This window comes from Streptomyces hyderabadensis, assembly GCF_020404845.1.
Taxonomy (GTDB): Bacteria; Actinomycetota; Actinomycetes; order Streptomycetales; family Streptomycetaceae; genus Streptomyces; species Streptomyces hyderabadensis.
Genome location: NZ_JAIOJZ010000023.1, coordinates 42629 through 69258, shown reverse-complemented (window position 1 = coordinate 69258; position 26630 = coordinate 42629). Strand labels below are relative to the sequence as shown.

General features: G+C 70.8%; 19 protein-coding genes. 5 read left to right on the top strand and 14 right to left on the bottom strand.

What is annotated here, in order from left to right; genetic code table 11:
* Nucleotides 1-8: 8 nt before the first annotated feature.
* The 8 genes from K7854_RS19415 to K7854_RS19380 form a co-directional block, all read right to left on the bottom strand.
* Nucleotides 9-3143, bottom strand: a complete 3135-nt coding sequence (locus K7854_RS19415) for an alpha-L-rhamnosidase (protein WP_226027800.1) — start codon at nt 3141-3143, stop codon at nt 9-11.
* A 52-nt stretch (nt 3144-3195) separates the two neighbouring features.
* A complete protein-coding gene (locus K7854_RS19410) occupies nt 3196-4185 on the bottom strand; it encodes an acetylxylan esterase (RefSeq protein WP_226027799.1) in 990 nt (329 codons plus the stop codon).
* Nucleotides 4186-4215: 30 nt separating this feature from the next.
* Complete coding sequence (locus K7854_RS19405) at nt 4216-6510, bottom strand: beta-galactosidase (RefSeq protein ID WP_226027798.1); 2295 nt, start codon at nt 6508-6510, stop codon at nt 4216-4218.
* Nucleotides 6511-6523: 13 nt separating this feature from the next.
* Nucleotides 6524-8236, bottom strand: coding sequence for a right-handed parallel beta-helix repeat-containing protein (locus tag K7854_RS19400; protein ID WP_226027797.1), 1713 nt, complete (start codon nt 8234-8236; stop codon nt 6524-6526).
* Nucleotides 8237-8246: 10 nt separating this feature from the next.
* Nucleotides 8247-11504, bottom strand: a complete 3258-nt coding sequence (locus K7854_RS19395; RefSeq protein WP_226027796.1) for a right-handed parallel beta-helix repeat-containing protein — start codon at nt 11502-11504, stop codon at nt 8247-8249.
* A gap of 12 nt (nt 11505-11516) precedes the next feature.
* Complete coding sequence (locus K7854_RS19390; RefSeq protein WP_226027795.1) at nt 11517-12971, bottom strand: ABC transporter substrate-binding protein; 1455 nt, start codon at nt 12969-12971, stop codon at nt 11517-11519.
* 63 nt (nt 12972-13034) lie between these two features.
* Nucleotides 13035-13973, bottom strand: coding sequence for a carbohydrate ABC transporter permease (locus K7854_RS19385; protein ID WP_226027794.1), 939 nt, complete (start codon nt 13971-13973; stop codon nt 13035-13037).
* The gene (locus K7854_RS19380; protein ID WP_226027793.1) at nt 13957-14913 is read right to left on the bottom strand and encodes a carbohydrate ABC transporter permease; all 957 of its coding nucleotides are present in this window, start codon (nt 14911-14913) and stop codon (nt 13957-13959) included. The genes K7854_RS19385 and K7854_RS19380 overlap by 17 nt, the downstream gene beginning before the upstream one ends.
* Nucleotides 14914-15112: 199 nt before the next feature.
* Between K7854_RS19380 and K7854_RS19375 the strand changes: the two genes are divergently transcribed.
* Nucleotides 15113-16129 (top strand): hydroxyacid dehydrogenase, encoded by a 1017-nt coding sequence (locus K7854_RS19375; RefSeq protein ID WP_226027792.1) that lies wholly within the window; start codon nt 15113-15115, stop codon nt 16127-16129.
* Between the two features lie 23 nt (nt 16130-16152).
* Nucleotides 16153-18009, top strand: coding sequence for a heparinase II/III domain-containing protein (locus tag K7854_RS37675; RefSeq protein ID WP_226027791.1), 1857 nt, complete (start codon nt 16153-16155; stop codon nt 18007-18009).
* Between the two features lie 16 nt (nt 18010-18025).
* Here the strand turns inward: K7854_RS37675 and K7854_RS19365 are convergent, their stop codons facing one another.
* Nucleotides 18026-19036 carry a LacI family DNA-binding transcriptional regulator gene (locus K7854_RS19365; RefSeq protein ID WP_226027790.1) on the bottom strand — a complete coding sequence of 337 codons (1011 nt, stop codon included), beginning with the start codon at nt 19034-19036 and terminating at the stop codon, nt 18026-18028.
* Between the two features lie 277 nt (nt 19037-19313).
* Here K7854_RS19365 and K7854_RS19360 point away from each other — a divergent pair, with 277 nt between their 5' ends.
* Nucleotides 19314-20099, top strand: coding sequence for an IclR family transcriptional regulator (locus K7854_RS19360; protein ID WP_226027789.1), 786 nt, complete (start codon nt 19314-19316; stop codon nt 20097-20099).
* Nucleotides 20100-20118: 19 nt separating this feature from the next.
* Here K7854_RS19360 and K7854_RS19355 read toward each other — a convergent pair whose 3' ends face one another.
* Complete coding sequence (locus K7854_RS19355; protein WP_308112545.1) at nt 20119-22392, bottom strand: FAD-dependent oxidoreductase; 2274 nt, start codon at nt 22390-22392, stop codon at nt 20119-20121.
* A 206-nt stretch (nt 22393-22598) separates the two neighbouring features.
* On the opposite strand from K7854_RS19355, the gene K7854_RS19350 reads away from it, so the two are divergent.
* The gene (locus tag K7854_RS19350) at nt 22599-23204 is read left to right on the top strand and encodes a dihydrofolate reductase family protein (RefSeq protein ID WP_226027788.1); all 606 of its coding nucleotides are present in this window, start codon (nt 22599-22601) and stop codon (nt 23202-23204) included.
* Between the two features lie 44 nt (nt 23205-23248).
* Here K7854_RS19350 and K7854_RS19345 read toward each other — a convergent pair whose 3' ends face one another.
* The gene (locus K7854_RS19345; protein WP_226027787.1) at nt 23249-23896 is read right to left on the bottom strand and encodes a TetR/AcrR family transcriptional regulator; all 648 of its coding nucleotides are present in this window, start codon (nt 23894-23896) and stop codon (nt 23249-23251) included.
* A 107-nt stretch (nt 23897-24003) separates the two neighbouring features.
* Here K7854_RS19345 and K7854_RS19340 point away from each other — a divergent pair, with 107 nt between their 5' ends.
* Nucleotides 24004-25026, top strand: coding sequence for an ABC transporter permease (locus K7854_RS19340; RefSeq protein ID WP_226027786.1), 1023 nt, complete (start codon nt 24004-24006; stop codon nt 25024-25026).
* Nucleotides 25027-25044: 18 nt separating this feature from the next.
* Here K7854_RS19340 and K7854_RS19335 read toward each other — a convergent pair whose 3' ends face one another.
* The 3 genes from K7854_RS19335 to K7854_RS19325 form a co-directional block, all read right to left on the bottom strand.
* The gene (locus K7854_RS19335; protein ID WP_226027785.1) at nt 25045-25485 is read right to left on the bottom strand and encodes a DUF2267 domain-containing protein; all 441 of its coding nucleotides are present in this window, start codon (nt 25483-25485) and stop codon (nt 25045-25047) included.
* A 71-nt stretch (nt 25486-25556) separates the two neighbouring features.
* Nucleotides 25557-25976, bottom strand: coding sequence for a DUF2267 domain-containing protein (locus K7854_RS19330; protein ID WP_226027784.1), 420 nt, complete (start codon nt 25974-25976; stop codon nt 25557-25559).
* Between the two features lie 96 nt (nt 25977-26072).
* Nucleotides 26073-26510, bottom strand: coding sequence for an Hsp20/alpha crystallin family protein (locus tag K7854_RS19325; RefSeq protein WP_226027783.1), 438 nt, complete (start codon nt 26508-26510; stop codon nt 26073-26075).
* Nucleotides 26511-26630 lie beyond the last annotated feature (120 nt).

Below are 26630 nucleotides of genomic sequence, written 5' to 3'. Positions count from 1 at the left end.
CTGCGCCCTCAGCTGGTGAACTCGTACGTTCCCGAGCCCACGGCGAAGACCGCGCAGCCCTCCTCGGACCGCAGGAACTCCGCGCCGTCGTGGGTGACCTCCCTCGTGCTCCGGGTGGGGACCCAGATCTCGGCGGTGGTGTTGACGGGCAGAGTGACGGTCAGGCGGAAGCCTCCGGAGCGGGTGGACCAGTGGGTGGTGACCGGCCCGTAGGGTGTGTCGAAGCGTGCCTTCGCCTCCCGCACCTCTCCCCCGGGACGCGGACGGACGGTGATGTGCTTGTAGCCGGGGGCGGCCGGCGCGATGCCCGCGACATGCGTGTACATCCACTGTCCGACGGATCCGTAGGCGTAGTGGTTGAAGGAGTTCATTCCGGCGTCCTGGAAGCCGCCGTCCGCCCGGACCGAGTCCCAGCGCTCCCACATCGTCGTGGCGCCCCGGGCGATCTGGTACCCCCAGCTGGGGAACGTGGTCCGGTGCAGGAGCCGGTAGGCGACGTCGTCGTGGCCGGTGGAGGTGAGCACCGGCAGCAGCCGGGGGGTGCCGAGGAAACCGGTGGCCAGATGCCAGTCGCGGCCCCGGATCAGCTCGACCAGCCGGTCACCGGCCGGACCCCGTTCCTCGGGCGGGAGGAGGTCCATCGACAGGGCGAGGACGTACGCGGTCTGGGTGTCGCCCTTCACCCGGCCTCCGGCCGAGACGTAAGCCGCCCGGAACGCGTCCCGGACGTGGCCGAAGAGGCGCTCGTAGGGCGCCGGGTCCCGGCCCAGCACTCGGGCGCTGCGCGCGACGAGATCGGCACTGTGCGCGAAGTAGGCGGTGGCGACGACGTCCTTGGGCGTCTCGTCGTCGATGTTGAGCCAGTCGCCGTAGCCCTCGGGCGGGCGCAGGAACCCGTGGCTGTTCGCCCGCAGGAATTCCAGCCATCGCACCATCGAGGACCAGTTCTCCTCAAGGACCCGGACGTCTCCGTAGGCCTGGTACAGGGCCCAGGGCACGGTGACTCCCGCGTCGCCCCAGCCCGCCACGCCCCGGCCGAGGGGCCGCACGTACGGGGCGACGTCGGGGAAGGCGCCGTCGTCGCCCTGGGCGTCCCGAAGGTCGCGCAGCCACTTGGTGAGGAAGCGGGCCGACTCCATGGTGTAGGCGGCGGTCGGCGCGAAGACGTTGATGTCGCCGGTCCAGCCGAGCCGCTCGTCACGGGCCGGGGTGTCGGTGGGTACGGAGAGGAAGTTTCCTCGCAGACCCCACGTGATGTTCTGGTGCAACCGGTTGAGCATCGGCACGTCGGTGGTGAAGTCGAGCGTGCGGGGAGCGTCCGTGTGCAGGACGAGGCCGGTGACGCTCTCCTCGGTGGGGGTGCCCGGGTAGCCCGTCAGCTCGACGTAGCGGAAGCCGTGGAAGGTGAAGCGCGGCTCGAAGGTCTCGGTGCCCACGCCCTTGCAGACGTAGGTGTCGGTGGCCCGCGCCGAGCGCAGGTTCGCCGTGTACGGCGTGCCGTCGGGGTTCAGCGCCTCGGCGTAGCGCAGCCGTATCCGTGATCCGGCCGGTCCCCGGACGGTGAGCCGGACGGTGCCGACCATGTTCTGGCCGAGGTCGAGGACGTGGACGCCGGGGAGGGGTTCCGTGATCTCCCGCGGTGTCAGTTCCTGGGTGACCCGCACGGGGGCGTCGACCTGTGCCACCGGTTCGGCGGTGACCCCCTCGACGGCGACGGCCTGCGCCCATGCGCTGTCGTCGAACCCGGGCCGTGTCCAGCCGTCGGTCTCGCGGCGGGCGTCGTACTCCTCACCGGCCAGGAGATCGGCCGTCAGTATGGGTCCCGTCGCGGCACGCCAGTCGGGCGCGGTCACGATCCGGTCGGTGGAGCCGTCGGTGTAGGTGACCTCCAGTTGGGCGAGCAGCGCGGGGTGTGTGCCGTACTGGTGGGGGCCGGCCCAGCCCACGCAGCCGGCGTACCAGCCGGCCGCGAGGTCGACCGCCAGCACGTTGTCCCCTTCGCGCACCTGGCCGGTCACGTCGTAGGTCTGGTACTGGACGCGCCGGTGGTAGTCGGTCCAGCCGGGGGCCAGCCGGTCCCGGCCGACTCGGCGGCCGTTGAGGCGGGCCTCGTACACGCCCAGCGCGGTGGCGTAGAGGCGCGCGCGGGCCACCGGCCTGCCGGGGAGGCGGAAGGCGCGGCGCAGTTGGGTCACCGGTGCGTGGGCGGTCGGCCGCTCCGTCCAGGGCGCGCTGCCGCGCCGGGCGCGCACGGCGGCCGCGGGCCAGGTGCCGTCGTCGTGTTCCGGTGCGTGCCAGTCGCCGTGCGGCGGCCGGGCGGTGCTCTTCCAGTCGGCCGAGGTGGTGATCACTCGCACCTCGTCGCCGGTGGTCAGTTCCAGGGCGGCGAGGAGGCCCTGCGCACCGTTGTCGGCGGCGAAGGCGCTGGACTCGGCGGTGACGGCGCGGACGGCGAGGACGTTGGCTCCCGGCCGCAGGTGACCGGTGACGTCCGTGACGCAGGGAGCACGGCCGTCGACCACCGGGGCCGCGGCCTCCACGTGGTCGATCTCCCTGCCGTTGACGTACGCCGTCCAGCCGCCCGTCGCGGTCAGCGCCAGCCGGCCGCGGACCAGGTCCTGCGGCACGTCGACGACCGTCCGGAACCAGCACCGCGCCGTGGACGGGTCGTCGGCCGCCCAGATCCACCTGGCGTCGTCGAGAGGTGGTGCGTCGAGCAGGGCTCCGGGGGCGCCGATCCACTGTGCCGACCACGCCGACGCGTCGATCAGGCCGGTCTCCCACCACGCGGGGGCGCTCCACGCGGTGGCACGGCCGGTCTCGTCCCAGACGCGCACGGTCCAGAAGTAGCGGGTGCGGGGCCGCAGTCCGGGGCCGTCGTAGGGGATCTGCACGGAGGTGCCGGAGACGACCCGGCCGCTGTCCCAGACGTCGGGGTCGCTCAGCCGGCCGGGAGTGGTGGCGACGTGGACCCGGTAGGCGGTCTGAGACTGCCCGTGCCGGCCGGGCTCGTCGGACTCCAGGTGCCAGCTCAGGCGGGGGCGCGGGGTGTCGAGGCCGAGGGGCTGCCCGGCGTACTCGACGGTCGTGCGGACCACCCGCAGGGTGGACCGGGGGGCGGGGTCTGTCGGCGCGGCGGGCATGGGGGTGCGTCCTCTTCTCGTGAGTCCTGGTGCGTCGTCGGCGGCCCCGCGGCTACTCACGGGGCGCCAACCGCTCGCGCAGCCAGTCGAGCTGGGCACGCTGCTGGAACATCGCTCCCCCCTCGTGCCCGTTGAACGGGTACACCTCGATGTCCTTGGCCCCGCCATAGGCGTTGTGGGCGGCGAAGACCGTGGACGGCGGGCAGACCTGGTCCATGAGGGCGGCGGAGAACAGCGCGGGTGCACGGCCGCGGGCGGCGAAGGCCACCCCGTCGACGTACGAGAGGGTGCGCAGCACCTGTTCCTCCCTGCCGCGGTGGGTGCGCAGGTAGCCGGAGATCTCGCCGTACGGACGGGCGTCGGTGAGGGTGATCGCGCGGGAGAAGTGGCACAGGAACGGCACGTCGACGCAGATGGCCGCCAGGTCCTCGACGAGTCCGGCCACCGCCAGGGTGATGCCGCCGCCCTGGCTGGCGCCGAGGGCGACCGTGCGGGACTCGTCGGCCAGCGGATGGGAGCGGGCGGCTTCCACGGCGCGGACGGCGTCGGTGAAGACGCGGCGGTAGTAGTACGTCTCCGGGGCCTCGATGCCGCGGGTCGTCATTCCGGCGTGCGCGGGCCCGGAGCCGACCGGGTCGGGGGTGTCGCCGACGTTCCCGCCGGCGCCCTGGCTGCCGCCGCCCTGGCCGCGGATGTCCATCACGAAGTGCGCGTACCCCGCCAGCGGCCACAGGGGCCAGCAGTGCGGCAGACCGCGGCCGCCGTTGTAGCCCTGGTACTGCACGATCAGCGGCAGGGGCCCTTCGGCTCCGGCCGGCACGGAGAACCACGCCTTGATGGGGTGGCCGGCGAACCCGGCAAAGGTGACGTCCCAGGTCGTGGCTCCGGTGAGACCGGTCTCCACCGGCTCGAAGGTGGCGCGCAGGTCGTGCGCCCTGGTCTCGGAGAGGGTCTTCTCCCAGAAGGCGTCGAAGTCGTCGGGTACGGGTATCTCGGGCCGGTAGGCACGCAGTTGGTCGAGCGGCAGGTCGAAGTGGGCCATGGGGTTCTCGCGGTCTCCTGGGTGAGGGCTTCAGTGGCAGGTGAACTCTTGGCCGATCTCGGCCGACAGGCGCAGCTCGTGGATCACGGCGGGACTCTGGATCTCCTCACGGCTGTCCAGGAGGATGCCTTCGGCGTCGGCGGTCCGCTCGGACGTCGCACGGGGCTCGGCCCTGAGCTGGAGGCCCGGACCGGCCAGCGCCTCGCGGAAGCGGCCGAGCTTCACCCGCCACGGGATGCCGTGGTGGAAGTCGTCGCCGATCAGGGCGCCGGTACCGGCGTCGAACATGCGGCACAGGTCACCGGTGTAGTGGATGTCGGCCCACAGCACCGCCAGTTGGGCCGGGTCAGCTCCGGGAGCGCGCAGCAGCCAGCGGGAGGGTGTGAGCTCCTCCACGACCAGGGCGTCCTCGCCGAGGCCGGGGCGCGGCACCGGCCGCGCGTAGCGCTGCAGCGGACCGGCGTCCCGCCCCCGCACCTCGTCGCCGTCCGCGCGCACCGCGTCCGGTGCGGGGAGCACGGACCAGACGAACGGCTCGGGCTCGGTGCCCAGGGGCACGCGGCGGGTGAGACGCACGGTGTCGCCGACGAGCGTCAGGTCGTCCGGGCTGGTGACGAGGCGGCGCTCGCCCGCCAGCTCGGCCACCTGGCTGTGCTCGGCCTGCTCTCGGCTCAGGGTGACGATGCCGAGTCTCTCGTTGACGGTGAAGCCGCCCTGATCGGTGACAACGGTGACGCCGTCGGTCTCGCCGAGGGCCTTGTCGTTCCCCCCGATCCGGGTCGCGTCGACGCCGCGCAGGGTGTATTCGACCTCTTCCGGGCCGGGGTTGAAGAACACCGCGTGCTCGCGCAGCCGGGCCAGTGGCTGGGCGGTCGCCGACACCAGGGTGACCCCGGCGCCGAGATCGAGTCCGACGGGCAGGATCGCCGTTCCCCCGGACGCCACGGACAGACGGGTGCGGCGCGGGAAGCGCACGTCCCCGCCGTCCAGGGCGACCGCCAGCGACACGTCGTCGCGGGCGCTGAGCGGCGTCCGGTTGCCGTAGTTGGCGAGGAACACGAAGGCGGACGCGCCGTCCGAACGCACGGCCGTACGGAGCCGGTCCTCCTCCGGGTCGGTGACCGGATCGGCTGCCTGCACGGCCCGCATGCGGGCGAGTTCGGGGCCGAACTCGGTGACGAAGCGGTTCAGCGTCGCGGTGCGGTAGAAGGGGGCGCGGCGCTCGCCGTACTCGCTGACCGGGGCCCCGAAGTCGTAGGACAGCAGGGAGAATTCGGGTTCCTTGGTCATCCAGCCGAAGTCACCGCGGACCGGGTTGGTCCCGCCGTGCATCATGTAGTAGCCGAGCATGATCGTCTCGACCGTGCCGAGCCGGGTCAGTGCTCCGACGAGGACGTCGTCGGGGGCGGTGACGGGACGGTAGGCGGCGCGGGTCGGGGATCCGCCGCCCAGCTCGCAGAAGGCGACGGGGAGGTGGCCGCGGTAGGGGAAGTCCTGGCTGCCGAAGACGGTGAGGCCGCTGTTGCGCGGCCGGGGGTGGAGGTCCATGTAGCCGCCGTAGCTCACCAGGTACGTGTCGCAGGGCGGTTCCCCGCTGCCCGTGCCCCAGCCGGTCATGGAGAAGACCGGTGCGGCGATTCCCGCCTCCAGGGCGAGTCGGCGCAGTTCCTCCATGTGGGCGGTGAAGTCCTTGCCGGTCGGACCGCGGTGGTCGGTGGCCGTGTAGCCGAAGAGGGTGCGCCAGTCGTTGGGGGCGTGGGTGAGTTCGTTCTCCAGCTGGACGACGACGACCGGGCCGCCGTCCTGCCAGTACGTCCCGCTCAGTTCCTGGCCGAGCCTGCCGTAGTAGCGGCCCACCAGCCGCAGGTAGCGCGGGTCGTTGGACCGTTCGGTGAGCGGCATGCCGTACAGCCAGGGCGGCAGTCCGCCGACGGAGAACTCGGCGTTGTTGTAGGGGCCGATACGCGGCGAGAAGAGCAGGCCGTGCCGGTGGCAGAGGCCGGCGAAACGGCGCACGTCGTTGCCGCCGGTGAAGTCGAACTCGCCCGGGCGCGGTTCGACCAGGTTCCAGAACACGTAGCTGGAGACCGTGGTGCATCCGGCGCTCTTGAGAGCGAGCACGGCCTCTTCCCACTCGTCGGCGGGGTAGCGCTGGAACTGCAGTTCACCCGCCACCACGGGCAGCGGCCGGCCGTCGATCTCGAAGTGGTAGTTGTTGGCGGTGAGCTGTCGTCCCCGGGGATCGGTGCCGCCCCAGTGCGTGAGGTGGTCGCGGCGCAGGGTGAGTGCCGTGTCGCGGGCGTCGTGGACGATGTCGTACGTCATGCGAGGTGCGTCCTCAGTTCAGGTAGCCGGTGACCGGTGTCCAGCTCGTGGTGTCGTGGGAGTTCTCGCCGGCGGCGCCGGGGTCGACGACGAAGCGGATGGCGTCGCCCGCCTTGACGGACAGCGAGTCGACGTCGGTCGGGATCCCCGTCCGGTCGTCGCCGCCGAGGGTCCGGGGAGCGAGGACCTCACTGCCGTTGCGGGTGATGCGGACCCTGACGCCGTCACCGCCGGGGTCGGCCTTGGCGGCCCGGCCGCGGATCGCGACCGTCCCGTCGCGCGGCGCCGTCCACGTCCTGGCGACGTACGCGGTGGACGAGCCGCCGGGGTGCCAGTTCCACTTCTGGACCACGGGGAGGGAGCCGCCGGAGGGGCGCCAGGACGCGTCGACCTGGTGGTAGGCGAGGTTCTTCCAGGTGGCTCCGGCGTCGGCGGAGTACTGGTAGGTCCAGTTGTGCAGGGACTGGGCGGTGGCGAAGTCGCGGGCCGCGAACCACACCCGGTCCCCGGTGACCGGGCCGGGGTTGTCGGTGACGGTGACGCCGTCGAAGCTGCCGCCGGAGGCCGTGGTGGTCAGACTGCTGCCGCGCCACAGGTTGTCGCGCACCGTCCCGGTGGGGGGTGCCGCGCTGCCCAGGGAGGCGATCGGCTGCCGGCCGTTGTCCACGATCGCGTTGGACTCGATCGTCGCGTCCAGGTTCGGTCCGTCGGGGTGGATGCCCTGGAGTCCCACGCCGTAGCCGACGTTTCCGGTGATCAGGTTGGCACGCACGGCGACGTCGTCGGTGTAGCCCTCGTAGTTGACGCCGCTCTGGTCGGGCGACGCGGTCTGCTGGGTGAAGGCGATGATGTTGTTGAAGATGTCGGCGTGGTCGACGTGTCCGAGGTAGATGCCGGTGGTGCCGGAGTCGACATGGCATCCGCCGGCGTGGCTGATCAGGGAGTCCCGTACCACGACGCCCGTCAGGTTCTGGAGGGTCATGGAGTTGGGACAGCCCTTGTAGACGGCGGGCGAACCGTCGTCGTTGGCCAGCTCCAGGTGGCTGAAGACGGCGTCCTGGATGAATCCGCGCGGCAGCCGGTTGGCGCCGGTGGCGATCGACACCTCGTTGCGTTCGCCCTTGACTCGGGTCACGGTCAGGCCCTTGAGCGCCCACTGTCCGGACGCGGGGGCGGCGTTGCCGGCGACGTAGACGCCCATGTGGTTGTGGTGCAGATGGAGGTCGGCGAAGACCAGGTCCTCGTGCCCGACGCCGTCGCTGCCGTTGTAGTCGGCCCGGATGCCGTAGACGAGCTTGCCGCCGCCGGTGCTCGTGCCGTCGATCTCCAGGCCTTTGACGGTCCAGTGCGAGACGTTGGTCAGCTGGATGCCGGCGGTGGCGGTTCCCCTGAGGATACGGGGCTTGGCCCCACTGCCGTACGCGGAGAGTTCGATGCGGTCGGTGGCGGTGCCCGAGCCGGTGAGCGTCATGCCTTGGGCCCACTGGGCGCCGCGCGCCAGCAGGATCCTGTCGCCCGGGGTGAAGGTACGGGCGTTGACGGGTGCGAAGGTGCACCAGGGCTGCTGTTCAGTGGCCGGACCGCTGTCGGTGCAGTTCGATCCGGGCCGGTTGTCGACGTGGTACGAGGTGCCCGCGGCGTGCGCGGGTCCGGCCAGGGACAGGACGGGCAGCAGCGTGGCGACGGCGGTGGCCAGTACGGTGGCGGTGCGTGGAGAGCGGGGCATCGTTGGCCTCTCAGTCGACGCGTACGTAGTCGATCGCTCCGTGCCAGGTGCCGGTGAGGCTGGAGCGGTAGTAGCTCCAGCGGTTCAGCGGCTGCACCTTGAGCTGGGTGATGGTGCCCTTCCAGCCGGGGACGGTGGACATGTCCAGCACGTACTCGGTGTGCTCGGCCCCGGGCACGAGCGGGATGGCGACGCCCTTGAGACCTGCTTCGTTGGGCGCCGGGGATCCGGCGCCCGGGATGTCGTAGTCCGGATTGTCCTTGGTGGTGAAGAGCAGGTAGCCGACGGACCGGTTGTCGGGGTTGCTCATGCGGATGCGCACGTAGCGGTGCTCGTCGGCCTCCAGGTCGAGGCCGTCGGGTGACAGGAGCACGGGTTCGTATCCGCTGTCCGGGCCGACGACTCCGCCGTCCTGGACGGTGGCCGGTCGGTAGCCGCTGTCGGGCGCGGCGGCCGCGGCGCCGTCGGCGAATGCGAAGGTGCGGAACTTCAGGCTGCGCCTGCCGCCCGCTTCGGGGCCGTGCCAGGCCCCGCCGGCGTCGACCGAGTAGTACTCGCGGCCGCCGGTGTACAGGCCGGCGTCGTTGTAGCCGACGCCGTACGTGGCGCCTCCCGGCGCCTGGTAGGGAGCGGAGAGCTGGATGGCGTAGGTGGCGTCCGGGTCCAGGTCCTCCAGGCCGGGGTACACCGTGGCCCAGTCGCCCGAGGGGGACACGTCGGCGGGTTCGACCGAGCCGGTGAACAGGACGTCGTCCGTGGTGGTGCCGCCGCTGTCGAGCCGTACGATCCGGACGAACAGTGCCCCTTCCGGCTCTCCACTGCGCGAGGCCCAGACGTCCAGGCGGGCGAGGCTGCCCCGGGTCGCCTTGAAGGTCTGCATCCGGGTGTTGGACCAGGCGGTGTCGGCCACGGCGTTGAAGGTGCCCTGCGCGTTGTCCACGTCCGTCACGAGGTCCGCGTCGCCCACCGGGCTGCCCGGGCTCGGGCTGCTCGCGTCGGGGTGGTAGGTCCAGCCTTCGGCACCTTCGGTGAAGTCCCAGGACTTCGCGGGCGGGTCGTCGAAGCCGATACGGTCCACGGCGATGTGCCCGTCGGCGTCGTCGAAGGCGACCGAGAGCCGCCGTACGGTGCCGTCCCACGCGGGGTCGTCGCCGAGGGGGACGAGGAATTCCCGGTAGGCGACGGCCAGTCCCCTGGTCTCCTCGGGGTTGAGGTGGAAGGGGACGCTGCCGGTGCGGCCGCCGAAGGTGGTGAAGGTGACGGTGCCGCTGGTGGCACGGGTGTCGTTGTCGAGCCGCAGCCGCACTGCCGAGCGGCCCTCGGGCCGCAGGCGGAGGGCTGCCGAGGTCTTCAGTTCGGTCCTCGCGCCGCTCGCCGTCACACCGAGGCTGCCGCGCTTCGCCTCGACGGGTTTGTCGCTGGTCCAGCCCTGGGTGTCGCCGTTCGCGTCGAACGACCAGGTGCCCGGTGCGTCGTCGGCGCTGTTGCTGGCCGCCGAGTAGCCGACGGAGGGGGCCCAGCCGACCGGCGCGCTGCCGTCGGCGGTCTCGAAGCGGATGACGTCCCCGGCCCGTACGCGTACGTCGTCGGCATTGGTGGCCCGGCCCGCGGCGCCGATGCCGTGCCACGGACCGGCGAGCGGGTGGCCGTTGCGGGTGATCCGCACGGACGCCGTGCCCTCCGCGCCCGTGGACGCGCCCGCCGCTGCGTCCGTGGGCAGTGCGATGCCGCGGATGTTGACGGTTCCTCCGTGCGGGGCGGTCCAGACGCGGGCGGTGCCCGCGGTGGACGTGAAGCGGTCGACGGTGCCCGCGGCCGAGGTGTAGGCGTGCCGCTCCGCGTTCCAGGGCAGCTTCGTCCACTGTCCGTCGGCGTCGCGAGCCGTGTAGCTCCAGGGGCTGCCGTCGGCAGGGGCGCCGAAGTCCTGCCCCGCGTGGGTGAGGTCGTCGCGCTCGGCGACGGGCACGTTGCCGCTCCGCTCGAACCTGGAGACGTCGCCGCCGAGTTTGGCGGTCAGGAAGCCGAAGGGCTCATGGTGCAGGTTGCCCTTCACCTCGGCGGCTACCGGGATGTCGTCGCCGACCTGGGCGATCGCCCCGTCCGACGGGTAGGGAATGTTCGAGTGCACGCCGTTGTCGGCGAAGGCGTTGTCACTGATGTCCCCGTCGACGTGCCAGTCGTCCGCGCCGTGGATGGCCAGGAACTCGATGCCGCCGCCGAAGTTGTCACCGAAGTAGTTCCCGCGGATGCGCACGTTGCTGGTGCGCGATTCGTGGTCGATGGCGACCATGTCCGGATTCTGCGTGTTGGGGGTCTCGGTGAAGACGTTGTTGGCGACCAGGATGTTCCGGGCGTTGCCCAGGTAGAGGGCGGCCGTGCCGTACAGCGTCCGGCAGGATGCCTCGTTGCGGAGGGTGGAGTTGGTGATGACGGCGTCGGTCACGTTGGACAGTGCGAGCCCGTCCGGGCAGCCGACGTCCACCTGCGAGGGGGTCGAGGGGCCGTTGTTGTTGTCGTCGTCGTGCAGGTCGAGGTGGTCGAAGACGGCGTCGGTGAACGCGTTCTCGCCGCTCTTGCCTGGGACGCGCGGGTCGGAGAGGTCGGAGGCGGTCTTGTTGGTGCTGGTGAGCACCCCGTGCGCGTTGTGGCTCGACTCGACGCGGCGGATCCGCAGCCCGGTGAGGACGGGCTGGGTGATGCTGTAGGGCCCGTTGTTGACGACGTGCAGCCCCACGACCCGGTTGTCGTGCACGTGGATGTCCTCGAACACGAGGTCCGTGTGTCCGGGCGAGGTGAAGTTGGCGCGGATGCCGTACTGCAGGTCGCCCTTGCCGTTCGTGCTGGAGCCGACGTCGAGATTGCGGACGGCCCAGTGCGAGGGGTTGTTGAGCAGCACGCCGGTGCCCGTGCTGTTCTTGACGATGCGCGGACGGGCGCCCTCGCCGTAGGCGTCGATCTCGGCGGGGGCCTCGGCGCTGCCCTCGCCCTTGACGGACAGGTGCTCGGCGAAGACGGCGCCGCGGGCGAGCAGCAGCCGGTCGCCCGGCCCGAAGGTATGGTCCTTCACCGGGGCGAAGCCGCACCACGGCGACGCGGGGTCGGTGCCCGTGTGGTCGTTGCCGCAGTTGCTGCCGGGCCGGTTGTCGACGTAGTAGGTGGCGGAGGTGTCACCTTCGGCGGCACCGGCCGGCTGTGCCTGCAGCAGCGCCACGGGCAGCAGTGTGCCGATGACGAGGGCCAGGGTGCGGCCCGGTCCGTACGCTCCCATCGTGGTCCCCCTTCAGTCCTGGGCCCAGGACTCGTCGCCCCAGCCGTGCGCCTGGACCTGCTCCTGGGCGAGCTTGCGCCAGCTGTCCTGGAGGTTCTGCAAGGTCTCGTCCAGGGACTTGGAGCCGAGGAGATAGCCGTCGTAGAGACTGACGACGGTGACGCCCTTGGGTGCGTCCGGCTGGCCGCCGATCCGCATCTTCTCGCTCCAGACCCCCTGCGCCATCGACTTGGTGGCCTCGGGTGCCTCGGCCCCCTTGAGGGCGGGCAGTGCGCCGGTGGCGTCGATCCATTCCTGGGTGTTGCCGGGGACGCTCATCCACTGCAGGAACTTGAGCGCTGCGTCGTACTTCGCACCCTTCACGGTCGAGGGGATCATGTAACTCGTGCCGCCGGCCTCGGCACCGAACCGCGCCGGGGCGTCGGTGGACAGCGGGGTGGTGTCCTTGGTGATGGTCGGGAAGGGCATGCTGGCGACCCTGCCCTTGACGTCGGCGAGGGCTCCGTAGCCGAAGGGGGTGCCCCAGGCCATGGCCGCCTTGCCGGAGCTGAAGTCGCGTACGTTCACGACGGAGGAGGACGTCGGGGCGATCCCGGACCAGTTCTTGGTGGCGCACTGGTCGTAGACCTGCTTGAGCAGCTTCACCGACTCCCTGACCTCGGGGGTCTTGGTGGCGTCGAGGTCGCCGGTCAGGATCGCCCGGTACCGCGCCTTGTCGGTGACGAACGAGTTCGTGCCCTTCGAGCCGTCGGAGGTGAACACGTTGAGCTTGTCGTAGTACTTGTCGAGCAGCATGTTGGAGATCGTCTTGATCGTCCAGCCCATGCCGGCCTCGGAGCCGTCCATGGCCAGCGGGTCGTATCCGGCGCTCTTGAGTTTTCCGCAGGCGCTGAGCAGGTCGTCGAAGGTCTTCACGGGTGCCTTGACACCCGCTTTGGCGAAGGCGCCCTCGTTGTAGTAGATGCCGGTCGAGACGACGTTGAACGGGAGGAGTTCCTTCTTGCCCTCGGCGTTGGACCCCTTGTCGGGGCCGTAGTACTTGGGATCGAAGAGATCCAGCCACTTCTTGTTGCCCTTGACGTACGGGTTCGGCTCGGCCAGCTCGTCGTCGAGGGTGTGCACCATGTACGGCTCGTGCGGGACCTGGTAGAAGACGAGTTCGGGCGCGGTTCCGGCGGAGAGCTGGGTACCGAGGGTCTTGGAGAAGTCGGCCAGCGGCAGCACGTTGGTCTTGACCTTGATCTTCGGCTCCGCCTTCTCGAACCGGGCGATCAGTTCCTCCCAGGGTTTGCCGAACGTACCGGACTCGGAGTTCCACTGGTTGGGCCCGGCCAGGGTGATCGTCACCGTGCCGTCCGCGCTCACCCCCGAGTCGGAGTCCGAGCAGCCGGTGAGTGCGAGCGCCGCGGTGAGCCCGAGTGCGGCGCAGGACGCCACACCCCTCGTGCGGTGGAGTCTTGAGCGCATGGCTGTGCCTTCCGTGAACGGGAGCGGGTGTGAAAGCGGGATACGGCCGGGGAGGTGTCGGGACTACTTGCCGGTGCCGGGCAGTCCGCCCTGCACTCCGGCGAGGAAGTACTTCGACAGGAAGGTGAACAGGAGCAGCAGAGGCAGGCTGGCCAGGGTGTAGCCGGCGAACAGCGGGCCCCACTCGGTGGCGTTCTGCCCCTTGAAGAAGGCGAGTCCGACCGGGATCGTGCGCAACTTGTCCTCGGTGATGACGAGGAGCGGCCAGAAGAAGTCGTTCCACACGCCGATGACGGTGAGCAGCGAGACCGTACCGATGATGGGCATCGACAGCGGCAGCACGAGGGAACGGAACATACGGGGCCCGCCGGCTCCGTCGATCCGTGCCGCGTCGAAGAGTTCCTGGGGAATCTGCGCGACGAAGGTGCGCATCAGGATCGTGGCCAGGACGACGCTGCTGGCGATGTGCGGAAGGATCAGGACGGTCATGGTGTTGAGCAGCCCCAGGTCGCGCATGAGCACGAACATCGGGATGAGGCTCGCCACCGGCGGCACCATCATCAGCATGACGATCATGCCGTACAGCACGCCGCGGCCCACGAACTCGTAGCGGGCGAAGAGGAATCCGGCGAGCGAGGACAGCGCCACGGTCCCGGCGATGGCGGCCAGCGCCACGAGGATCGAGGTGATGAAGTAGGGCTGGATCTGGTGCCAGGCCGTGCTGTAGTTCTCCAGTTCCAGCGGCCAGGTCGGTATCCAGTAGCTGTCGTTGAACTGCCGGTTCGTCTTGAACGACGTCATGAACATGAACAGGTAGGGGAACAGCGCCACCACGGCGATCGCCGTGAGTACCAGGATCACCGCTCCCTGGCCGATCCCGCCGCCGCGCGGCCGGCGGCGGGATCGGTCCGCGGCCTTGCCGCCGGACCGGACCTCGGTCGGCAGGGGGCGGAGCTGGGCCCGGGTACGCCGCGCCGTCAGCACGTCAGAGCGCTCGGACATCGGAGTTCTCCTTCCTGCGGATCAGCGTGAGCACGCCGCTGAGCAGTGCGGTGATGACGAAGAGGGTGGTCGAGAGCGTGGCGGCGTATCCCCAGTCGCTGCCCTGGAAGGCGATACTGATCATGCGCAGGACCGGAACCTGGGTGGCGTTGTCGGGTCCGCCGCCGGTCACCAGGTAGGCGGCGAAGCCGAACTGCAGCACCGAGATCGTCGCGAGGAAGAACAGCAGTTTCATCTGGGCCGCCATCAAGGGGAGATCGATGCTGATCACCCGCCGCCAACGGCCGCAGCCGTCGAGTGCGGCCGCCTCGAAGACCTCCTTGGGGATGTTCTGCAGCGCGGTGAGGAAGACCAGGAACGGCAGGCTGGCCACCCAGGGAAAGCCGATCACCAGCAGGGCCGCGAGAGCGGTCGCCGGGTCGCCGACCCAGTTGTGGGCGAGGGAGCCGAGTCCGACCGCGTCGAGCGCCTGGTTGAGCATGCCGTCGTTGGGGTCGAAGATGAACGACCACACCAGGACCGTCACCACGCCGGGGAAGGCGAGGGGCACGATCAGGATCGTCCGGAAGGCGAACTGGAGCCGCTCGCTGCGCAGGCTGATCACCAGCTCGGCGGCCAGCAGCGGGAAGAACCACATCACCGTGACACTGACGACGAAGATGTAGCCCAGGTTCTTGAACGAGTCCCACCACAGGTCGTCGGCGAGCATCTCGCGGTAGTTGTCCAGGCCCACGAACGGTGAGTCGAACCCGGGCCGCCAGTCGAAGAACGAGTGGTAGACGCCGCTGAACGCCGGATAGTAGGCCAGCAGTCCCAGCAGCGCGAAGAGCGGCAACAGTCCGACGTAGACGAACCAGGGGAAGTGCCTCTTGGGTGGGGCCGCCCTTTTCGACTTCGGCGTCGGGGCGGCGGCTGGGCGCTCCGCGACGGGACTCACCATGGCACGGTTCCTTCCTTCCCGGTGCGACTGCGGGTGGGAGGCGACCGCACCGTGAGGGTGAAAGGTTTCACTCTGATTTCGGGGAAGTTAGCCCCCGGATGACGGGCGAGTCAATGAACCGGTCAGAGAAGAGTTCGACTTCTCCCTCATTACGTCCCACTTGTTGACGGTCTGGGCCGCGACACTTAGCGTCGATCGAATGAATCGTTTTACTCCCCGGAGGATCACCGTCGCCCTCCCCGACTCCACACGCAACGACCTGTTCAGCAAGGAGAGTTGGGAACGGCTGGAACGGTGCGGAGACGTCCGTATCACCCCCGGCGGCGGCACGCTCACAGATCCGCGGGCCGCCGACGTGCTCGCCGACACCGACGTCCTCGTCACCGGATGGGGAACCACCACGCACGGCCGGAGCCTGCGCCGACTCGCCCCCCGGCTGGCCGCGCTCGTGCACACGGCGGGCAGCGTCCGCACGCTGGTGGACGACGCGGACCTCGCCGACGGCCTGGCCGTCTCCTCCCAGGCGGACGGCAACGCCCGGCCCGTGGCCGAGTACACCCTCGCGATGATCCTGCTCAGCGGCAAGGCCGTGTTCGCCGTCCAGCACGCCTACCGCACGCACCGCGCCCCACGGGACGCTGCCGAACTGCTCCGCGGACGTGGTCTGTACGGTCTGCGCGTGGGCGTCATCGGCGCCTCGCGGGTCGGCCGACGGGTCCTCGAACTGCTCAGCCCCTTCGACGTGGAGATCCTGCTGCACGATCCGTTGACGAGCGCGGCGGAGGCGGAGCGGCTCGGCGCCCGGTCCGTGTCCCTGGACGAGCTGATGGCACGTTGCCCGGTGGTGACCCTGCATGCCCCACTGCTCGAAACCACCCGGGGGATGATCACGGCCCGGCATCTGGGACTCCTGCCCGACGGAGCCACGTTCATCAACACCGCACGGGGCGCACTCGTCGACCAGGGCGCACTGGTCGCGGAGCTGACCGGCGGCAGGATCCACGCCGTGCTCGACGTCACGGAGCCGGAGGTACCGGAGGGCACCTCGCCGCTGTGGGACCTGCCGAACGTGGTCCTCACCCCGCACTCCGCCGGCTCGGCCGGCAACGAGGTGCGCCGCCTCGGTGAAGGAGCCGTCCGCGAGGTGGAACGACTCGCCCTCGGCCAGCCGCTCGCCCACGCGATCGGCCGGGACCGGTTCTCCCGTACCGCATAGCACGCGTCCAGAAAGGAACTTTCGTGGTGGAAGACGTGGCGGAGGCCCTGCGGGCCGGGCGACGCGAGGACCTGATCGCCGGTTACGGATCCCCTCAGCTGTGGAAACGCATCCGGGAGGCGCCCCACAGCGGTCCCGCGCTCGCGGCGGTCGCCGAACGGGCCGGCCGGTGGGCGCACGCCGGTCCGGAGCCGTTGCCGTTCTCCCTCTACCGGCGCTTCGCCGAGGACGGCTCACGTGCCCCGTTCGAGGACGTGTACTTCCGTCGGCGACGCAACCGGCTCACCGACCTCGCGCTCAGCGCCCTCGCGCACCCGCACGCGGACCTGGGGCCGCTCGAAGACCTGGTCTGGGCCGTCTGCGACGAGTACACCTGGTGCGTGCCCGCGCACATCGACGGCCTCCTGGACCCGAGTCCCGCGTCCCGGCACCCGGAGCAGATCGACCTGTTCGCCGCGGAGACGGCGTTCACCCTCGCCGAACTGCGGCACCTCTTCGCCGGACGACTGAGTCCGCTGGTCGGCGAGCGGATCCGGCACGAGGTGAACCGCAGGGTGCTGCGCCCCGTCCTGACGCACCCGGCGCCCTGGTGGGAGAGCGCGCGCACCAACTGGGCCGCGGTGTGCGCCGGTTCGGTGGGCATGGCGGCCCTCCACCTCCTCGACGACACCCCGGAGCGCCCTGGTGACGGCGATGCGCTCACTCACATCACCACCCGCATGATCGAGGCCATGGGCTGCTTCCTGGCCGGATACGGGGACGACGGAGCCTGCCCGGAAGGACTCGCCTACTGGAGCTACGGTTTCGGCTTCTTCACCGTCTACGCGGACGCGCTGCTGCGACGCACCGGCGGCCGCATCGATCTGTTCGACGATCCCACGGGCAAGGTCGAGGAGATCGCCCGCTTCCCCGAACGCGTCTTCCTCTCGGGCACGGCGACCGCGGCCTTCTCCGACACTCCCCCGCACAGCCTCCTCGATCCGGGCCTGGCCGCGCGGTTGCGCCGCCGCTTCCCCTCCCTCCAGCCCCCGCCCCAGGACCGCCTGGCGACGGAACCCGTCAACTCCATGGGCTCGTGGCCGACGGCCCTGCGCTCGCTCGTCTGGGCCGCCGAGTCCCAGGATTCCTGCCCGGCCGCCTCCGGTCCCCCAGCCGCCGGATCCTCGGACCGTGCCGCCTCGGGACACTACTTCCCCGACGTGCAATGGATGATCGCCTCCGCCACGGCGGCCGGGCGGCAGGTGGCGTTCGCGGCGAAGGCCGGCCACAACGACGAGCTGCACAACCACAACGACCTGGGCAGTTTCGTGCTCGCCGTCGACGGCGAACCGCTCCTCGCCGAACTCGGGCAGGGCTTCTACTCGGGCCGGTACTTCGGCCCCGAACGCTACGACATCCTGTGCACCGGCTCCCAGGGACACAGCGTCCCCCTGATCGACGGGACGACCCAGCGCGCCTCACGGCAGGCGTGCGCCCGGGTCCTCAAGGCACAGCAGGAGCCGGGGCACTGCCTGTTCCGGCTCGACATCGCGAGTGCCTACCCGGTCCCCACCCTGACCTCCGTCGTTCGCGAGTTCACCTTCGCAGACGGGCGGCTCACTCTGCGCGACCGCATCACCGCCGACTCCCCCGTCGACGTCACCGAGCGTTTCATGTCCTTCGTGCCGGTCGTCCTGGACGCCCCGGGCCGGGCGACGGTCCGAGGAGCCAGGGCCGCCCTGCGCCTGTCCTACGACGCGGACGCCTGGGAGGCCCGGATCGTGCGGCACGCCCACACCCTGCGTGACGGATCCGTCACCACGGTGCACAGTCTGGACCTTCAGCGCACATCCGCCGAGGCCTGTCTCGACCTTCGCGCGCGGCCGGTGGCTGCCGGGTGACCGTGTCGTCCACCGCTCAGCAGCGCCGTCGCAGGGAGCTGTCCCGCACGATCAGTTCCGGCTGGATCACGATCGTGCGGACGGGCAGGCGCTCCTCGGCCTCGGCCTGGTCCCGGACCAGGTCGACCGCGGTCCGACCGAAGATCTCCCTCGGCCGCCGCACCGTGGTCAGCGGCACCAGCGTGGTGGCCGCGAACTCCATGTCGTCGTAACCGACCAGTGCGATGTCGGACGGAATGCGCAGACCGGGCCGGTTTCCGAAGGACTGCACCAGACCGGCGGCGACCGAGTCGTTCGCCGCGACGATCCCGTCCGGCCGTTCCCGCGGCGGCCGGGCGACGATGGCGTCTCCCACCCGGCGCCCGGCCGCGACGGTCCGTTCGTCGGTCGCCAGCACTTCGAGTCGCACTCCGGGGTGGTCCGACACGGCCTGCCGGGCACCGTCGATCCGCTCGGCGATCTGCCGCACCGTGTCGGGTCCGCCGGCGAACGCGATGGAGCGGCAGCCCTGCTCGATCAGATGGGTCACGGCTCGCTTGGTGCCCAGCACGTCGTCGACGGAGACCGAGGAGAAGTGGTCGGACGGTGCGTAGGCGTCGACCAGTACCGTGGGGATGCCTCGTGCCGCGAGCCGTTCGAGATCGGCGTCCTGCGTCGTGCCCGAGGCCAGGATGATGCCGCGCACCCGCTGCTGCACGAACATGTCGATGTACTGCGACTCCCGCACCGGATCGCCGTCACTGCTCGCCAGTACCAGAAAGAGACCGCCCGCCGCCGCACGCCGCTCCACCGCGTGGGCCACCTCGCCGAAGAACGGGTTGCGCAGTTCCAGTGCGACGAAGGCCAGTGTGTTGCTCTGCCCCGCCCGCAGCTGCCGCGCCGCCTCGTTGCGCACGTAACCGAGGTCCGCGATGGCCCGGCGGATCCTCTCGGCCGTGTCCGGAGCCACCCGGTGCGGTGTGTTCAGGTGCTTCGACACCGTCCCGACAGAGACGCCTGCCCGCTCGGCGACCTCTCTGATGCTCACCAACTCCGCGCACCTCCCGGTCATTCGAGCGCTCCACCACTTTAGGGCGCATCTGCAGGCCCGACCTGCGAATGCGACCGATGATACGTTTCACTGACGCGGGTACGTCAACGCCGGGAAGTGAGGATCCGGAGGTCGGGACCGTCCGCCCCTCCGTCACGGCCGGACCGACCGTCCGCGCACCTCACGTTAAGCTCATGCACAGCGCGCATGCCCCCTGCACTCAGCGGGGCACCGGAGCACGCCTTCCGCAACAGCAGTGAGACAGAGGACGGGCATGGCTACTCGGGCGACCGACGCCGGGACGAACCAGAGTGTGGAGCGGGCCGTCTCGGTGCTGCGCGCGCTCGACTCCGGACGTGCCGAGCTACGCGTGTCGGACATCGCGGACCTGACCGGGCTCGGCCCCTCCACCGCGTCCCGGCTGCTGTCCACGCTGGAGCGCCTCGACATGGTGGAGCGCGACCCGGTCAGCAACCTCTACCGCCTGAGCCTGGGCACGCTCCCGCTGGCCGCGACCGCCGTCAACCGCCACCCCGTGCACCGTGCCGCCCGCACCGTCGTCCAGGACCTGGCCGCCCGGACCGGGCTCGGTGCCAACGTCGCGGTGCGCCGTGGCCACGTCCTGATGTTCCTGTGCAACTTCGAGGGCTCCCGCGCCCCCAGGTCGTACACCCAGGCGGGACACACCATGCCGCTGCACGCCACCGGCATCGGCAAGTGCCTCCTTTCCGGTCTCGGGGCCGAGGAGCGGCGCAGGCTGCTGCCCGAGCCCCTGGAGGCGCACACCAGGTTCACGCTCACCCGTCACGACCAGCTCGACGCGGAAATCGCCGGTGTCCACCGGGCGGGGTACGCCGTGGAGTCCGAGGAGCGTGCGCTGGGCCGCGTCTCCCTCGCCGCTCCCGTGCGCGACGCCTCTGGCGCCATCGTCGCGGCCGTCTCCCTGTGGGGTGCGGCCTCCGTGCTTGACACCCGTGTCGACGGCGATGCCCGCGGCCCCCTCGTCCGCGAGGTCGTCGAAGCCGCCGACGCCGTGAGCCAGGCCCTCGGCGCCGTCTGATCCACCCGGCCCGGGGACGCTATGCCGCGTACGCCTTGAACGCGATCACATGGGCGCGCGGTGTGCCGTGCGTCGCGTCCACCACGAGACGCAGCGCGCGAGTGCGCACGGCTTCGGCGAACCGGTGAACCCGGTGGCGGCGGCGGTTGCCCGTCACCGTCAGCAGGGTGTGCCAGGCGCCGTCGGCGGCCTGGTGCTGGACGCGGTAGTCCCGTACGAGTTCCGGCATGATCTCGTACGGGGTGCGGTGGCGGTGGAGGTTGTTCAGGTATTCGTCGACATCGTCGTCGAACACCAGCCGCACCTCGGCGAGTTGCCGCTCATGGTCCCAGTCGAGGCGCAACCACTGATCGGGCAGCGGCTGGGAGGACCACAACCGGGGGCCGCCGTACGGGCGCTGATGGCCACCGACCGCCTGCTCGGGGGTGAAGGCGCGGGTGGCCGGCGAGGCGCGGAAGGCGAAGGAGTTCCGGCGCAGCCCCCGGGCCTGCCACTCCAGGACCAGCTGGCCCTCTTCCTCCGGGATGTCGTGGTCGACGGCCGCGTCGCCCTCGGCCCTGCGACGCAGTGCGAGGACGCCGTCGGTGCGTGCCGGGAGGCGGACGAGGGCGGCGCCGGGGCAGGCGCGGACGATCAGGACGACGTTCTCGGGGGCCTGCGGATGGTGGTCGAGGCGGGCGGTCACCCAGTGCGGGCCGCCCGGCGCGGCCGTGACGGTCGTGGTGGTGAGGTGGTCGACCGGTACGCCGTTCTCCGGGAGACCGGTGCCCCACAACTCGACGGTCAGCTCGCGGGGCCGTCCGTCCTCCGCTCCGTGGACGAGCAGGTCGACCGCGTGCAGGGCGGGGTCCACGGGAAGCAGCAGCGCCAGGTCGCGGGTGAGGGGGTACGGCGTTCCGGGCGCGTCGGCGGTCGGCTCCGCGGCCAGTTGGTCGAGGTGCGAGGAAGCGCTGACGCGAGCCGTACGGGCCAGGTCGGCGGGGTCGTCGGCGCACAGGCCGATGACGGAGGCGTCCTGGCGCAGCAGCGTGCGGCGGACCAGCTCCGGGCGGGTGGTGGCCAGCTCGCGCGGCGTGAGTCCTTCGTCCACGCAGAGCGCGGCAGCGGTTCCGGCGGCCTCGCCGAGGGTGGCGCAGGTGGCCATCACGCGGGTGGCGCCGAAGGCGATGTGGGTGGCGGAGATGTTGCGACCGGCGAAGAACAGGTTCGTCACGTTCGCGGAGTACAGGCAGCGCAGCGGGATGTGGAAGACGCCGTTGGCGTACCGCTGGCGGGCGCCGGGCTCGTCGGCGTACATCCCCTGCACGGGGTGGAGGTCGACCGACCAGCCGCCGAAGGCGACCCGGTCCTCGAACTGCCGCTGCTGGAGGATGTCCTGCTGGGTCAGTACGTGGTCGCCGACGAACCGCCGGTACTCGCGCTTGCCGGGGAGGCTGCCGACCCACTCCAGGGTGAGGTCCGTGGCGTCCGGGAACTCCCCCGAGTTCTTGATGTGGTCCCAGACACCCATGACGACGGCCTGGAGTTCGTCGCGGATCCGCTCGTTGTCGTGGACGGTGTCCAGCTCGCCGCCCCACTCGATCCACCAGTAGTCGCAGCCGTTGTCCCCGGTGCGCAGGACGCGGTTGCGCAGGAGGGGTGTCGACGTGAGATCGCGGGCGTACCCGGGCGGGACGAACTTGACCGGGTGGCCCGCATCCTTGGTGTAGAACAGGATCGTCGAGCCGAGGAGTGCCTCGTCGGCCTCGTCGGGCGCCCACGGTTCACCGTGCTCGGAGCGCGCCTCTCGACCGACCCGGTAGCGGGCTCCGGCGAGATGGCCGAGCAGTCCGTCACCGGTGCAGTCGAGGAACTGCCGCGCCCGGAAGGTGACACGGCGCTCGGAGCCCATCACCCAGCCCGTGCAGGAGTGCACCTCACGTGCGCCTTCCGGTCCTGAGGCCTCGACGTCCCGGACGTCGGTGTTGAGGTACAGGTCGATCAGCGGCTCGGCGAGAACCGCGTCGAGCACCACCTGGTCCCAGTAGTACGGATTTCCCTCGGGGTTGCGGTACTGGTTCTCCGTGTACAGCTCGCCCATGATGCCGGTCTCCCGGGCCCAGCGGTGCACGCCGTGCGCGGTGGCGCCGCAGACCCACACGCGTATCTCGCTGCTGGAGTTGCCGCCCAGGACTGGACGGTTGTGCACCAGGGCGACCCGGCGTCCCAGCCGGGCCGCGGCGATCGCGGCGCACGTCCCCGCCAGGCCTCCGCCCACCACCGCGATGTCGTAGTGACCCTCTTCTTCCTGCACGTGCGGCCTCCCTCGGCTGACTCCCGATGCCATCAGAGGCCCAGACCCCGACTGGGAGAGTGCACCTCGGCTGCATATTATGCATTCGACATGCGCACAGTGCACTGCGGCCCCGTACGGTGCTGTCCCTCGGGCCGCGCGGCCGGGGTCCTGCCGATGAGTTCGCGGTGGTCGTGCGGTCTACCCCTGGACGAAGGGAGCGCACCATGCGCAAGGTCATCGTTTGCACGTTCCTGACGCTGGACGGCGTCATGCAGGCCCCGGGGGGTCCGGACGAGGACGCCGAGAGCGGGTTCCGGCACGGCGGCTGGCAGAAGCCGGTGGACGACGACGAGGTCGGAACGGCCATCGCGGGCTGGTACGAGGACTCGGACGCGATGCTGCTCGGCCGCAAGACCTACGAGATCTTCGCGGCGTACTGGCCGACCGCCGACCCCGGCAACCCGTTCACCGACCGGATGAACGGCATGGACAAGTACGTGGCGTCCCGGACCCTGACGTCCGTCGACTGGCAGAACTCCACCCTGCTGGAGGGCGACGTCGCCGAGGCCGTTCGCAGACTCAAGGCGACCGACGGCGGCAACATCAACGTCGTCGGCAGCGGCGACCTGGCCCAGACGCTGATGCGGCACGACCTCGTCGACGAGTACCGGCTGACCATCCATCCGGTGATCATCGGCACCGGCAAGCGGCTGTTCGCCGACGGTGCGGTCCCCACGGCGCTGGAGCCGGTGAGCGTCTCGACGACGAAGGGCGGCACCGTCGTGGGCGTGTACCGGCCGAGCGGGGAGCCGAGTTACGACAGCTACTGAAGGGTGGGTGTTCGGCGATCTCTGCGGGCGGCGCTTCGAGGGCGTCAGCCCGCACGCCCCGCGCCCGCGGCGCTCGCCGTCGCACCCATGGACATGATTCCGCGCAGTCCGTTGCGGAGCACCTCGACGTCGACCCCGCCGAACAGCGCCTGCTGGGCGATGAAGCCCTGGACGGCCCCGATCAGGGTGTGTGCCATGTGGTCGGCGGGGATGTCGTCCCGCACGAGCCCGGCCTGCTGGTAGCTCTCGACAAGTTCCGTCCAGCCCTCGCGCAGATGGCTGAAGCCGTCCCGGAGAATCGCGCCGAGTTCGTCGTTGCGCAGGGTTTCGGACCACACCTGGAGGATCAGCCGGGCGAAAGTCTGCCCGTCTCCTTGGGTGAAACCGGCCGGACCCGCGTACACCTGGTGGAGGACGCGACCGACGATCACGTCCGGGTGCGGTGGCGGGGTCTCGCGCGAGGCGTCGTCGAAGGCCGCGCGGACGGTGGTGAAGCACTCCCGGGCGATGGCCCCGATGATCTCTTCCTTGCTGCGGAAGTACCGGTAGACCGCGCCCGCCGACAGGCCCGCCTCGCGCAGCACGTCCTGCATGGACGTGGCGTGGAAGCCGTTGCGGGCGAAGCAACGGGCCGCACCGTCGAGGATCTGGCGGCGGCGGGCGTCGAGGTGCGCCTGGGATACACGGGCCATGGGCCCAACGTAAAGCGAACGTTCCTTCTTGACAAGCGTCGAACGGCGGAGCAACAGTGAGACTGGTGAAAACGAACGATCCTTCTCTTTGACGCAGAGGTCCGCACATGTCCGCTCCAGCCCCCGCCCCTGCCCGGCCGCCCCTGCCCGCGGCCCGGAAGATGCTCGTGGTGATCGTGATGGTGCCGGTCGCGATCGCCGTGGCCCTGTGGGCGTTCGCCTGGCCCAATGCCCGGATGGCCCCGCACGACCTGCCCGTCGGCGTCGCGGGCCCCGCGTCCGCCGCTGCGCCCCTTCAGCAGCAGCTCGAACGACAGGACGGAGCATTCGACGTCCACCGCTACGACGACGAGTCCGCCGCCCGCGACGCGATCGAGAACCGGCATGTCTACGGCGCCGTGGTCGTCACCCCGCAGGGCCCGAAGCTGCTGACCGCAAGCGCCGCGGGCCCCGTGGTCGCCCAGTTGCTGAGCAGTGCCGTCGCGCACCAGGCGCCGTCCGGAAGCCGGCTCCAGACGGTTGATGTCGTGGCCGCACCCGAGGCCGACCCGCGCGGCTCCGTACTCGGGTCGAGTGCGCTGCCCCTGGCGCTCGCCGGTGTCGCCGCGGGTTCCTTGGTGACCCTGCTGGGGCTGCGCGGCGTACGCGCGGCCACCGCGCTGATCGGGGCCGCCGCCCTGGTCGGGCTGGCCGCGGCGGCGATCGCCGACAGCTGGCTGGGCGTGCTCACGGGCAACTGGTGGGCGGAGGCCGGGGCGCTCGGGCTGATGGCGCTGGCCGCGGGTGCCGCGGTGGCAGGGTTCGCCGCCCTCTTGGGCCGGGCCGGCATCGGCGTCGGCGCCCTGCTCGTCGTCCTGCTCGGCAACCCGTGGTCCGGCGTGGCGTCGGCACCGGAGCTGCTGCCCGAACCGGTCGGCGCCATCGGCCAGTTGCTGCCGCCGGGCGCGGGCGGCACCCTGCTCCGCTCCGTGGCCTTCTTCGACGGCAGCGGCGCGGTCACGCCGATCGTGACGCTCGGCACGTGGGCGGTGCTCGGCCTCCTCTTCGTGACACTGGCCGGGCTGCGCGGCCGCAGGACCCCGGCGGCCGGGGAGCAGCACGCGGCCCCGAGCCCGGCGCCGGTGTCCTGAAAGGGTCGCGGGGAAACGTCAGGCTGCCTGGGTGAGTTCCGCCCGGCCGAACAGGATCGCGTAGCCGGACGGGAGCTGGGTGAGGATGCGGTCGAGCAGGTCGGGGCCGGCGAGAGTGGCGACGACGCCCAGGACGGAGCCGACGTCCCAGCGGGTGGTGGCCAGGCTGCCGCCGGTACGGGTGGCGAGGTCCCGGACGAAGGCCCACCCGGTCATCGAGTCGGTTCCGGGAATCTGGGCGGCGAAGATCTCGGCGGCCTCGCGGGGAAGGCGGGCGGCCAGTTCGACGCGCTCCTCGCCGGTGATGCGGCGGCCGAGGGCTGCCAGGACGGCCAGGACGACTTCCTCCGCCCGCTCCCGGGTGGGGTAGGCGCCGTTGTAGCGGACCTGTTCCAGCATCCGGGGATACGACGGAGCCGGGCTCGTGGTGACCGTCTCCGGGGCCGTCTTGGTCTGCATCGGTGAAGGGTGCCTTTCTCGCTCGTGGGTCGTGTCGGTGGTACGGCGGGTTCCTGAGGGCCCGTCAGGTCTCAGTCGGCGGATACGGCGAAGGACGCGCCGCTCTGCGGCCGGCCGAAGAGCAGGTCGTATCCGGGCGGGAGTTGCAGCAGGACACGGCGGACCAGTTCGTCGCCCGCCGCGTCGGCGGTCACGCTGAGCACGGCGCCGACGTCCCAGGCCGCTGTCTGTTCGGTGGCTCCGTCGATCCAGGCCGCGGTGGCGCGCACGAACCGTTCGGCGGAGAGCGGTTCGGCGGCCTGGAGCGGGTTGAGGAGGATCAGGGCGAAGGTTTCCGGGAGCCGGGCGGCCAGCTCCGCCCGCACCTCGCCCACCAGATGGGCGCCCAGCAGCCCCAGCACGGTGCGGGCGGCACGGTCCGCCTCCGCGCGGGTCTCGTACTCGCCGCGCTCCTGTATCTGGTCGAGAAACACGTCCCAGTGCATCGCCATGGTGATCCTCCTCGCCCGGAAGCCCGGTACCGGCGCACGGAGGGCGGACGCGGCGGACAGACCCGTTCCGCCCTCCGTCGCCGCGGTGGGCAGGTGTCAGCCGGAGATTTCCTTGCGCCCGTCGCCGACGCCGACGGAGATCTTGCGCGGCTTGGCGCGCTCGGCGATCGGGACGCGCAGGGTGAGCACGCCGGCGTCGTAGTCGGCACTGATGTGCTCGGTGTCGAGGCTGTCGGCCAGCATCACCTGCCGGGAGAAGACGCCCAGAGGGCGCTCCGACAGTTCCATCTGCACGTCGTCGCTCCTGGTGACGGGCCGGCGTTCGGCCTTGACCGTCAGCATGTTGCGCTCGACGTCGATGTCGATGGCGTCCGGGTCGACGCCGGGCAGGTCGAGGGCGATGACGTAGGCGTCTCCCTCGCGGTAGGCGTCCATCGGCATCGCCGTGGGACGCGACCAGGTGCCGGACGTGGTGCCGAACAGCTGCTGGGTGAGCCGGTCGAACTCACGGAACGGGTCGGTGCGCATCAGCATCGTGAAACACCTCCACTACGCAGAACCGCTCATGCGCTGCTTCCTGTATTTCTTGTAGCATGTCATCGAAACGATGACAAGCGAAGGCGTCATCCAATCGATGACGCTCCCATGGGTGGA